Below are 11,866 nucleotides of genomic sequence, written 5' to 3'. Positions count from 1 at the left end.
CCCCTATCGGTTCCTCACGGTGAGCCCGTGGTCCGGGCGCCACGACTCGATGACGAGGTGGCGGGACGGCCGCGAAACGGTAGTGGTGAGTGTCACGCCGACGATGTCTACCTGGAAGTAGTGCAATCCCTGACGTCCGGGCTCTGGGATCCCGACGGCGAGCCCGGCGATCTCCGCGTCGTCCGGTTGGGTGACCAGATCGTGTTCCGACGGGTCTGTGGAACCGCTGAACAGGGATACCCGAGGGTCGCGGTGCACGTCCATGACCTCGACGGAGCCCGCCATCAGGAGCATCACCAGGTCATCGCCGCTGAAGTGGGCCTCGACGGCGCTGATGCGCGGTTCACCGTCCTGCCGCAGCGTGGTGAGTGTCTTGTGTCGGCGGTCCCCGAACCGTCGCCGTACACGGTCCGCGAACTCCGGCTCAGCCGCTGCGATTGCCCGCCACGAGGCCATGCGCACTCCCCAGTCATCAACTAGTTGACGTTACGTGACCACCATGTTTGACCACATGTGACTCTAGTACGACCGGCCGAGTGCTCCGCCAGAATGGTCGCGCGGGTTCTCGGTGATCGCTGGCGGCCGTTGCGCCGGCGGCCTGTGGCCAGTCCGGAAGACCCGCGGGCCATAGATGATCTACGGGCTGGCGGCCGCTGGAACTACGGGCCCATGGGCGGCCGGCGGCAGACGCTGGGGCGATGGTCCGCGACGGTGGAGCAGCCCGCCTTTCTTCTTGTCTCGGCATGGTGATCGTCAACGCGGCCCCGGCCGATCGGTCACCAAGAGTGCCCGCCAGGGCCCAGGTTCACTTGACAGCCTTGCGCACGCGCTCTAGTCGCTGACCTGCGGATTGACCTAGTATGACTAAGTAAAACCCACTTCTTGACAAAACTTGTTATCAACTTTAATGTCTTCATGACAATGAGGAGTCACGATCTGTTGACCGATGGCCTGATGTAGCCCATACGTCGACATGGAGTCAGCACGACCCAGGAGACCGCCCGTGAGCCGCATTGCTTCGCCTGGGCAGTCCACCGCGACCATCGCCGAGGTGCCCGACCTCGCGGTGGGCGGGTGGCCTGAGCCGGCTTGGAACGCAACCGACCGGGATCTAGGAGAGGCCACCTTCATCTCGCTGTTCGAGGCGCAGGTCACGCGCACCCCTGATGCTCCCGCGCTCTGCTTCGAAGGACGCGAACGCAGTTACGCCCAGGTCAACGCCGACGCCAACCGCTTCGCCCGACGGCTGGTCGAGCTCGGTGTCGGGCCGGAGCGGCTCGTTGCGTTGATGCTGCCGCGATCGGACGACGCCGTGGTCGCGATCCTCGCCATCCTCAAGGCAGGTGGCGCGTACCTGCCCTTGGACCCTCGGCATCCGGCCGACCGGACCGCGTCGATGCTGGCCGACGCCCGTCCGTTTCTCCTGTTGGTAGTCCGCGACACCCCGAATCCGGACAGCGCCGCGCGCACCCGGACACCCGTCTGGCGGCTCGACGCCCTGCTCGCGGCGGCGGCGGCGGAACGCGGAACCGACCTCACGGACCGGGAGCGACGAGCGCCCCTGCACGTCGATCATCCCGCCTATCTCATCTACACCTCGGGCTCGACCGGCAAGCCAAAAGGTGTGCTTGTGTCCCACCGGGGCATCGCCAGCCTGGCCACCGCGCAGGGCGAGGCGTTCCAGGTCGGGCCGGGCAGCCGAGTGCTGCAGTTCGCCTCGCTGGGCTTCGACGCGGCGGTATCCGAGCTCAGCATGACGCTGCTGCGCGGCGCCGCCCTCGTGGTCGCGCCGCAGGAGCGCCTGGCGCCGGGTGCGGCCCTTGCCGAACTGATGATCTCAGCCGGCATCACCCACGCCACCCTGCCGCCGGCGGTGCTCCCGCTGCAGGAGGGCGCGGACCGGCTGCCGGCAGACCTCGCGCTGATCGTGGCCGGTGAGGCCTGTCCGACCGACCTGGTCGCCCGGTGGGCGCAGGGGCGGATCATGATCAACGCGTACGGCCCGACCGAGTGCACCGTGTGCGCGACCATGATTCGGCTGGCGCCGACCGACACGCCACCCCCGCTCGGGCGGCCGATCGCCAACACAAGAGTGCATCTGCTGGACAAGTGGCTGCGTCCGGTGCCGATCGGTACGCCGGGAGAGCTGTTCATCAGCGGGCACGGCCTCGCGCTCGGCTACCTGCGGCGGCCGGATCTTACCGCGGCGCGCTTCCTCGCGGATCCCTTCGGCGCCGCCGGCGCGCGGATGTACCGCACTGGCGACCTGGCACGGTGGCGGCCCGACGGCGCCCTGGACTTCCTCGGCCGGGCGGACGAGCAGATCAGCATCCGCGGGCATCGGGTGGAGCCCGCCGAGATCGAGGCCGTGCTCGCAGAGGACCTGGACGTCGCCCAGGCGCGCGTGACGCTGCGCCACGACGCGGGAGACCCGCAACTAGTGGCGTACGTGGTGCCTGCGGCCGACTGCCTCGTTCATCCATCCGGTCTGCGCCGCTTGGTCGCCGCCCGGCTCCCTGACTACATGGTTCCGCTGGCCTTCGTCGAGCTTGAGCGGCTTCCGCTGACCGCCAACGGGAAGCTCGACCACGCGGCTCTCCCGGCACCGCGGGTCGTGGCCGGCCAGTCCGCAGCGGCACCGCGGACTCCGCAGGAGGAGATGCTCTGCCGGCTGTTCGCGGAGGCGCTTGCCCTTCCCCGGGTCAGCGCCGACGACCACTTTTTCGAGCTCGGCGGGGACTCCCTACGGGCCGCCCACTTGGTGGCGCAGATGCGGACCACCTTCGGCGTGACGCTCCCGCTATCCGCCGTCATCGAGGCCGGAAGCCCGGCCGGCCTAGCCCGTCGGCTGGGCGTGGACAGTGCGGACGCCGCGCTGGCCCCGCTGCTGCGCCTGCGCCCCGCCGGCAGCCGGCCGCCGCTGTTCTGCGTGCATCCGGCGGGCGGCATGAGCTGGTCCTACGCGGGCCTCCTCCCGCATATTGATACCCGTCATCCCGTCATCGGGCTGCAGGCGCACGGTCTGGTCGACGGGCAGCTCCCGCTGCGCGGTCTTGACGAAATGATCGACAAATACCTGGCCGCGATGCGGGAGACGCAGCCGCACGGTCCCTACCATCTGCTCGGCTGGTCATTCGGCGGGCTCGTGGCGCACGCCCTAGCCGCGCGGATTCAGCGCGAGGGCGGGGAGGTCGGACTCCTCGCGCTGCTCGACGCCTATCCGGTGCTTCCTCCCGACCTTTTGCATGAGGACGACGAGCCAGCCTTTCTCGCCGACCTTCTGCATTTCATCAATGTTCCTGCCGGCGATTTGCCGGACCGGCCAGTGGACCGAGCGCTGGTCCTAGAAGTCGCCCGCCGCGAGGGCAGCGCGCTGGCGAGCCTCGATAGCCGTACCATCGAGCGGGTGATTGACGTCTTCGCCGCCAATCACGAGCTGCTGCGCCACTACGAGCCACAGACCTACCAAGGCGACCTGCACTTTTTCACCGCTGTTCGGGGTCGCCGCGACGGGTTGTCGGCCGCGCAGTGGAGCCCTTTCACACACGGGGAGATTCGCGAGCACGAAGTGGACTGCGAACACCGGGACATGGGGCAGACGGGGCCGATGGCGCAGGTAGGCCTAGTTGTCGCAGCCCAGCTCGCCGCGCTGGGCGAGCTGACCGGCCGTCCCACGACCTAGCGCCGTACCGCTTCCCGGTCAGTAGCTACAGCCAGAACCGATCAGGAGGAGAAATGAGCGCACCCACGGCGGAGCTCTTCGACGTCGTCGTCATCGGAGGCGGGCCCGGCGGATCGACGGTCGCCACGCTCACCGCCAAGAGCGGCCACCGCGTACTGCTACTCGAACGCGAGCGCTTTCCGCGCTATCAGATCGGCGAATCCCTACTTCCGTCCACGGTACACGGGGTCGCCCGGCTACTGGGGGTAGACCAGAAGCTGCGCGAAGCCGGCTTCACCCGGAAGCAGGGCGGCACGTTCCGTTGGGGCAGCAACCCCGAGCCCTGGACCTTCTCTTTCGCGGTGTCGCCCCGGCTCGCCGGTCCCACGTCGTTCGCCTATCAGGTCGAGCGGATGAAGTTCGACCAGATTCTGCTGGACAACGCGCGCGAGAACGGTGTCGAGGTCCGTGAGTCGTGCGCCGTCGTAGACGTGACCGAGGACGGCGAGCGGGTCACCGGTGTGCGCTACGCGGACCCGTCCGGACACGAGCGCACCGTGGCGGCGCGCTGCGTCGTCGACGCGTCCGGCAACAAGGGCCGCACCTACCGCCACGTGGGAGGTGAACGGCATTATTCCGAATTCTTTCAGAACCTGGCACTGTTCGGCTACTTCGAGGGCGGGAAGCGGCTGCCCCCGCCCTCGTCGGGCAATATTCTCTCGGCCGCCTTCGACGACGGCTGGTTCTGGTACATCCCGCTGACTCCGGACCTGACGAGCGTAGGCGCCGTGGTCCACCGCGACTCGGCGGAGAAGGTGCAGGGCGATCCCGAGCAGGCGCTGCAGAGCCTCATCGACTCCTGCCCGCTAATCAAGGAGTATCTAGCGGACGCGAAGAGGGTTACCAGCGGGCCCTACGGCGAGCTGCGGGTGCGCAAGGACTACTCGTACTGCAACACGCGATTCTGGCGTCCTGGCATGGTCCTCGTCGGGGACGCGGCCTGTTTCGTCGATCCGGTCTTCTCCTCCGGCGTTCACCTGGCGACATACAGCGGAATGCTCGCCGCCAGGTCCATCAACAGCCTCTTCGCGGGGACGGTGGGCGAGCAGGAAGCGTTCGATGAGTTCGAACGACGGTACCGCCGTGAATACGGCGTCTTCTACGAGTTCCTGGTTTCCTTCTACGGCATGCAGGCCAACGAACAGTCATATTTCTGGGAGGCCAAGAAGATAACGAACTGCCCGCTGTCGGAGTTCGAGGCCTTTGTGGAACTGGTGGGCGGCGTCGCGTCCGGCGAGGAGAAGCTGGCGCCAGGTGCGGTCGCGCGGCATCTCGCCACCACTTCCCGCTCGCTCGCGGACGCAGCCGAGGAACTGACTGAGCAGCGCGGAACACTGCACGCCGCCGGCGTCGTGGCGAACGCAATGGCCGAGGGAGTCCGCGTCCAGGCGCAGGCGTGGTTGGGCGCCGAGGCAGGCGACGAGACACCCCTGTTCCCCGATGGGCTGGTGAGCTCGCTGGACGGGCTGCGGTGGGTTCGCCCGCGCAGCTGATCCCGGCGCCTAATTCCGTCACCCCTTCCTCGGCGACACAGGAGGAACACAATCAACGGTCATCTCGTTCCGATGCCAGACTGGCAGGCGCTGCAGCTTGGCGTGTCCGGCGCGGTGGTGCTACCCAGCGACGCCGGCTACGATGAGGCTCGGAGCCTCGCGGACCGGCAGTTCGGCTCCGTCCGCCCCCAAGCCGTCATCTACTGCGCGTCGCCCGAAGACGTCGCGGAGGCACTGGCGTTCGCCCACAGGTTTGCCATCCACGCCGTGCCTCGCAGCGGGGGCCACAGCTTCGCGGGTTACTCCACCACCTCCGGAATGGTGGTGGATGTCTCCCAGATGAACGCGGTAGAGATCGACGGCGGCGCCGTGCGGGTGCAGGGCGGCGCGCAGATCGTCGATGTCTACGACCGGACGCTGCCGAGCGGTCTGGCCGTGCCGACCGGGTGGTGCCCCACCGTCGGGATCGCCGGGCTGGCGCTCGGCGGCGGCCTCGGCCTCGAGGGCCGCCGCCACGGCCTCACCGTCGACCACGTCCTCGGCATCGAGGTAGTGCTTGCCGACGGCCGCGTGGTGCGGTGCGACGAGCACGGCCACCCGGACCTGTTCTGGGCGATGCGCGGCGGTGGCGGCGGTAACTTCGGGATCGCCACCTCCTTCACCTTCCGGCCCGTGCCGGTGCGGGAGATGACCAACTACTCGCTGAGCTGGGCGTGGTCCGATGCGGTAGCGGTCGTCGAGGCCTGGCAGCGCTGGGCGCCCACTACGCCGGACGAGATGACCCCAGTGCTGAGCATCGAGCTCGAGGATTCGGCCGACGGCAACGAGCCCCATCTCAACGTGCACGGCGCGTGGCTCGAACGGCCGAGCGACCTGGACGGTCTGCTGCGGGCCCTGGTGGACGTCGTCGGGATCGAGCCGGAAAGCTTCTCCCAGCAGACCGGTCCGTATCTGGACGGGTTGCTGCACTGGTTCGGCTGCGAGGGAATGACTACGGCCGAGTGTCATACCGTCGGTCACAACCCCGAGGCGAAACTGCCCCGGGTGGCCTTCGCGCGGGCCCGCGGCAACTTCATCCGCGACGCGATCCCCGGAGAAGGGATACGGGTGATGCTCGGGGTGTTCGACTCGGCCCGACAGGCGGGCCAGATGCGCAATCTGGACTTCCTGACCTTCGGCGGTGCCATCAACCGGGTGCCGCCCGACGCCACCGCTTTCGTCCACCGGGACAGCCGGTTCTACGTGGGCTACGCGGTCGGCATGGTGGAGAGCGTTCCCGACGTGGAACAGAAGGCCGCTGCCGAATGGGCCGACTCCTGCTGGGCAACGCTCCAGCGCTGGGCCTCTCCGTACACCTATCAGAATTTCACCGATCCCGCGCTGCCAGACTGGCGCGAGCGGTACTACGGCTCGAACTACCCGCGGCTGGCCCGGGTGAGGGCTGCCTACGACCCGGCCCACTTCTTTCGCTTCCCCCAGGCCATCACATGACGGGAGCAACTGTCTCTCGCCTCGCCCGCGGGACGCGGCTGGCTGCGACCGCCAACCGCCTGCTGCGCCCTCTTCTTCGAGGCGGGCGATTCCTGCCCGCTGCGGTGGCGATCAGCACCGCGGTGGCAGCCGCCCGCGCGATGCGGCCGCCGCGTGCCGCCGGTACCGAGGCGCCGGCTGACTGCTTTTCCGCCGGCCGGGCGGCGGACCATCTGCGCGAGATCGCCGCCGAGCCGAGGCCGGTCGGCTCACCGGCCAACGACCGGGTGCGCGAGTGGCTCGTGAGCCACATGCGCGACCTAGGCCTGGAGGTGGAGGTCCAGGTCGGCGCGGCAGCGGTCGATCTCGGCCCCGCACCCTACGGCGTGCGTTACCGGGCGGGGGGCCGGGTGCACAATATCGTCGCCCGGCTGCCGGGAACCCAACAGGGTCCGGCGCTGCTCCTGATGACCCACTACGACTCCGTGGAACACAGCCCCGGGGTGAGCGACGCCGGGATGCTCATCGCGGCGGTGCTGGAGACCCTGCGGGCCCTGCGCACCGGGCCTCCGCTGCGCAACGACCTGATCGTCGTCCTGACCGACGGGGAGGAGGCCGGTCTGCTCGGCGCCCGGGCGTTCTTCAATGACCATCCGGCCGCCGCACGCGCCGCGGCGGTGCTGAACTTCGAGTCTCGCGGGACGAGCGGCCCAGCGCTGATGTTCGAGACCGGCCCGCGCAGTGGCCCCCTGGTCCGCAGGCTGGCCCTTACTCCGCACCGTGCGTTCGCGAGTTCGCTGTTCGACGAGGCCTACCGCAGGATGCCGAACACGACGGACTTCACGCTGGCGAAGGAGCGCGGGCTACCCGGCCTCAACTTTGCCAACATCGGTGGGTTCATCCACTACCATGGCCCCGGCGACGACTTCAGCCATCTCGACCCCGGCACCCTCCAACACCAGGGCGAGAACATGCTTAGCCTGGTCCGGGGCCTAGGCCAGGCGGACCTGAACAGCCTCGACGGCCCAGACGAGGTGTATTTCAGCCTGGGCCGGGGTTGGCTCGTGCATTATCCGGCACGTGCGGCACTGCCGTTGGCTCTCGTCGGCGCCTCGGCGGCGGCCGCCGCGCTCCTCGGGCGCCGCACGCCCGAGGGCGGTCGATGGATCACCGGCCGGGCCGTCGCCGCTCAGTCCGCCCGCCTGCTCGCCGGCCCTGCCCTCAGCACCGGGCTGACCTGGGTGCTGGGCCACCGCAGCCCGCATTTCCGCAGGTCCGGCGACTTTCACCGGACCGACGAAGTGTATGCCGCGATGATCGGTGTAGCCGCGTCGCTGGCCCTGGTAGGCGATGCCACCAGCGCCGGCGGCCCCTGGCAGCGTCTGGGCGCCACCTTGCCGCCGCTGGCGGTGTCGTCGGTGCTGCTGTCAGTCGCGATGCCCGGTGGCAGCTACCTGACCACCTGGCCGCTGCTCGGTGGCACGGTTGGAGTGCTGGCGGGCAGCGGCCATCCCACGGTGGCTCGGCTCGGCGCCGCGACCGCAGCGGCCAGCGGCATGATGCTGCTGAGCCCGCTATCGCGGCTGCTCTATGAAGGTCTCACGCCGCGTCTCGCCGCCGCGCCGGCGCTCGCGTGGCAGCTGTGCGCAGAGATCGCCGCGCCTGCTCTTTGGACGTTGCCACCACGGGCTCGCGCGCTCGTCGTCGCCCTGGGGACGGCGACCGCAGCGGGTGTGGTGGCCTACCGGCTGGCACGTCCAGCCGGCGGCGCGACGCCTCCGGAGACCTTGAGCTACCTGTTGGACACGGACACGAAGGAGGCGCTGTTCGCCAGTAGCGACGCGGCTCCCAGCGCATGGACCAGGCGCTGGCTGGGTGACGCACCACGGCGTGGTCGCCTGCCGCTGTTTTTTCCCGGGTGGGAGCGCGACTTCCTCTACGCCACGGCCGATCCGGTCGACCTGCCTGCCCCTGCCGCAGAGATCCTCGCCGACGTGCCGAGCAGGGTTGGTCGGCGTCAGGTCAGGCTCCGGGTGGTTTCGAAACGAGGCGCGCGCCAGATCTCCGTCGCGGTGCCGCGGGGAGCCGTGCACGCATGGTCCCTGGAGGGCCGGTCGACCGCCGCCAGCGCAGGACGGGCCGACGACCGGCCATGGGAGCTGTGGATCTATGCCCCCGGGCCGAGCGGGGTGGAGGTGGATCTCGAACTGGACGAGGCTCCCGTATGGGTGCGCCTGATGGATCGTACCGACGGGCTGACGGTCGGCACGGCCGAAGACGAGCCGGGACCAGGACATCCCGCCGCGGCGTTGGACATTGACGCGTGGGGCAACGGCACGTTCGTGGTCACGTGGCTAAGGCTTTGAGCCGCCACGTGGTGAGGCGAAGTTGCCGGGCCTGACCATTCATCTGTCGCGCGTGGTCAGCGCCGGTAGAGCTCGGCGGTGAAATTCTCCCAATGCGGCTGCCTCCCGTCGATGTCGGTGAAGCCATACCGCTCCATGAGGTGCCAGGAAGCCAGCGGCTGGCCGGCCAGCTTGGCGATGTCCGGGTCGGCGGCAAGGGCTGCCACGGCCCGCCCAATATAGTGCGGCGTCTCCGAACCAGCGAAATGGCGATCCCGGGCGACGCCGTCGCGCCAATTCTCCTCGGTGACGCCGAAGTTATCCAGCATCGCCTCCGAGCGCAGGAATCCCGGCGTGACAGCGAGGGCGGTCACACCGTAGTCCCGTAGCTCCTCCGCCATCGCGAGGGCTAGCCGGATGACAGAGGACTTCGCCAGGTCGTAGAAGAGGTTGCCCCGGTAGTCAGGCTTGTAGCCATCAGTGATCTCGATGATCAGTCCGCTGCGGCGGCCCACCATCAGCGGCGCGCCATAGCGAGAGGTGATGATGTGCGAGTGCACGGCTCGTTGCTGCATGAGAAGGCCCTTGGCTAGGTCCAGCTCCCAGAATGGCGTCTGCCACGAGGTGAGCTCGTCGCCGCCCCAGACATCGTTGACCAGAATGTCGAGCCCGTCCTGCTCCCCCCGGATCCGCTCGAAAAGCGCCTCGACCTGTTCGGGAACGGTGTGGTCGACCTGGACGGCGATGCCGACGCCACCGTCGCGGGCGACGAGTTCCGCCGTCTCCTCGATGGTCTCCGGGCGGTTCCCACTGGCGGGGTGACCGGCGATGCTACGTCCCGTGCAGTAGACGGTAGCGCCCTGGGCGCCCAGCTCACGCGCGATGCCTCGGCCTGCTCCGCGGGTCGCGCCTGCCACGACCGCTACCTGGCCCTTGAGTGAGTTAGACAACGTACTCCTTAGCTGAATCGAGAACCTGCTTGGTGGGGTGGCCATTGACGATGGCTCCCGCTTCAGTCTACGGAGCGGGCGGACCGTCTCAGCTCTGCGCAGCGCGCGTGTCAGGGGGCGTGCATCGCGGGCAGGTGCGGGAGATGTGCGGCCATGATAGCGGCGCAAAGGAATCGCAGGATCGCCGGCCTGCACCGCGACGCTCTCAGCGCTCCACTCATCCCGTGGCGACCGAACCCTAGTTCGACTGGTGCGCGGTTGATCGCGGCGTCGTAGATGGGGCGGCGGCCTGCGAGGTCACCCTCGGGCTCCGGACCGGTGGCTGGGCGCTGGCGCTACAAACCAGGTCCTCGGGATTCTCTATGACCTCAGAACTGGTGGTTCCGGGTGTCCAGGGCCAGGGACCACGCACGCTCTCTACGGCGGGGTGGGCAGGGGGCGGTGTGTCGCCGGGCCAGCGCTCTGATGGCGAGGCGCTCGCCAATACCGATGCCGATGCCGATGCCGGTCAGGACCGCGTGGAGGTAGCCGTGGCAGGGCCTGCCCGCAGCCGAAGTGGAGCGGTCCCGCTTCCGTGGACAGCGAACATGAGGTTCACTGGTCCATAGGGAAGGATCGTGATGGGATCAACTCGCCGGAAGTTCACCCAGGAGTACAAGGCCGAGGCGGTAAGGTTGGTGCTCGACTCGGGCCGGCCGGTCGCCGACGTCGCGAAGAGTCTGGGTATCCACGAGGCCACGTTGGGGAACTGGGTGAAGAAGGCGAAGGACGACAGCGAGGACGAGGAACGGCCGCTGTCGGTGTCGGAGCGCGCGGAACTCGAGGAGCTCCGGAAGAAGTACGCGCAGGCCCAGATGGACATCGCCTTCCTAAAAAAAGCGGCGAGCTTCTTCGCGAGCGAGCAGAGGTAAAGTTCGAGTTCATCTCGACCCATGCTCCGAGGAAGCCTGCCTCCGCCGACGGCGTGCACACGTTCCCCGTCGACTACATGTGCCGGAAACTCGACGTCTCCCGGCAGGGCTACTACGCCTGGAAGAAACGCGGCCCGTCCCAGCGGGACAAGGACGACGCGACCCTGTCCACCATGATCCGAGCCGTGTTCGACCGCCACCAGGGACGCTACGGCGTCCGGCGGATCTTCCACGAGCTCCGCCGCCAGGGCGTCGCCGTCGCCTACAAGCGGGTCCACCGGCTGATGGTGACGATGGGCCTGGTCAGCGTGCACCCCCGGCCCCGCCGGCCGGTCACCACGGTGCAGGCCGCCGCACCCTCGGCGCTGCCGGACCTCGTCGGCCAGGACTTCACCGCGGCCACACCGAACCAGCTGTGGTTCGGCGACATCACCTACATTCGTACCTGGGACGGCTGGGTCTACCTTGCCTCCGTGATCGACGCGTTCTCCCGGAAAATCGTGGGATGGGCTGTCGCCGACCATATGCGCACCGACCTCGTCCTCGACGCCCTACGTATGGCCATCACCACCCGACGGCCGCCCGCCGGCGTCATCTTCCACGCCGACCGCGGCAGCCAGTACACCAGCCACGAGTTCGTCGCCTTCTGCCGCGCCAACAACGTCCGGAACTCCGTCGGCCGCACCGGGATCTGTTTCGATAACGCCGCCGCCGAGTCCTTCTGGGCCACCCTCAAGAAGGAGTTGATCCACCTCCACCCGTTCGACACCCTGTAAGTATTCGGCGATGGCGTGGAGGGGCTGGTTCCGCCGTGTGGCGGTGTCGTGGCTGTGGCGGGAGTCGGGCGGAGTGTCCGCGGGATGCTGGTGGGGGGTTGTGGGCTCTTCGTGATACGTCGGGTGTAGTTCCTGATACCGAGGACGCTGGTGATGTGTCCTGGGTGGTGTGTCTGTTCTGTCTGTCACCGATGATGTCA

At 68.5% G+C, this 11,866-nt stretch carries 8 protein-coding genes; 6 read left to right on the top strand and 2 right to left on the bottom strand.

The annotated features are described in order from the left end of the window. Window positions 1-3: 3 nt before the first annotated feature. On the bottom strand, window positions 4-456 hold the full coding sequence (locus tag BMG523DRAFT_RS16525; protein WP_043591541.1) for a pyridoxamine 5'-phosphate oxidase family protein: 453 nt from the start codon (window positions 454-456) through the stop codon (window positions 4-6). 547 nt (window positions 457-1,003) lie between these two features. Here BMG523DRAFT_RS16525 and BMG523DRAFT_RS16520 point away from each other — a divergent pair. The 4 genes from BMG523DRAFT_RS16520 (at window position 1,004) to BMG523DRAFT_RS16505 (ending at window position 9,050) form a co-directional block, all read left to right on the top strand. Then, complete coding sequence (locus tag BMG523DRAFT_RS16520; RefSeq protein ID WP_051623905.1) at window positions 1,004-3,682, top strand: amino acid adenylation domain-containing protein; 2,679 nt, start codon at window positions 1,004-1,006, stop codon at window positions 3,680-3,682. A gap of 53 nt (window positions 3,683-3,735) precedes the next feature. Then, window positions 3,736-5,214 (top strand): tryptophan 7-halogenase, encoded by a 1,479-nt coding sequence (locus BMG523DRAFT_RS16515; RefSeq protein WP_043591539.1) that lies wholly within the window; start codon window positions 3,736-3,738, stop codon window positions 5,212-5,214. 72 nt (window positions 5,215-5,286) lie between these two features. Beyond that, entirely contained in the window at window positions 5,287-6,705 is a 1,419-nt protein-coding gene (locus tag BMG523DRAFT_RS16510) for an FAD-binding oxidoreductase (protein ID WP_035908705.1), read from the top strand. Next, window positions 6,702-9,050: a M28 family peptidase gene (locus BMG523DRAFT_RS16505; RefSeq protein ID WP_152987862.1), complete on the top strand. Its 2,349-nt coding sequence runs from the start codon at window positions 6,702-6,704 to the stop codon at window positions 9,048-9,050. The genes BMG523DRAFT_RS16510 and BMG523DRAFT_RS16505 overlap by 4 nt, the downstream gene beginning before the upstream one ends. Window positions 9,051-9,106: 56 nt before the next feature. On the opposite strand, the gene BMG523DRAFT_RS16500 is transcribed toward BMG523DRAFT_RS16505, so the two are convergent. Continuing rightward, complete coding sequence (locus tag BMG523DRAFT_RS16500; RefSeq protein ID WP_043591535.1) at window positions 9,107-9,979, bottom strand: SDR family oxidoreductase; 873 nt, start codon at window positions 9,977-9,979, stop codon at window positions 9,107-9,109. 620 nt (window positions 9,980-10,599) lie between these two features. Here BMG523DRAFT_RS16500 and BMG523DRAFT_RS26565 point away from each other — a divergent pair. Both BMG523DRAFT_RS26565 and BMG523DRAFT_RS16490 read left to right on the top strand, forming a co-directional pair. Then, on the top strand, window positions 10,600-10,890 hold the full coding sequence (locus tag BMG523DRAFT_RS26565; RefSeq protein WP_035908708.1) for a transposase: 291 nt from the start codon (window positions 10,600-10,602) through the stop codon (window positions 10,888-10,890). Window positions 10,891-10,901: 11 nt separating this feature from the next. Beyond that, window positions 10,902-11,666, top strand: coding sequence for an IS3 family transposase (locus BMG523DRAFT_RS16490; RefSeq protein ID WP_235463199.1), 765 nt, complete (start codon window positions 10,902-10,904; stop codon window positions 11,664-11,666). Window positions 11,667-11,866 lie beyond the last annotated feature (200 nt).

It is taken from the genome of Frankia sp. BMG5.23, from assembly GCF_000685765.2.
GTDB lineage: Bacteria > Actinomycetota > Actinomycetes > Frankiales > Frankiaceae > Frankia > Frankia casuarinae.
Note: the sequence above shows the minus strand (reverse complement) of the source record. Positions and strands in the feature narration are given on the sequence as shown.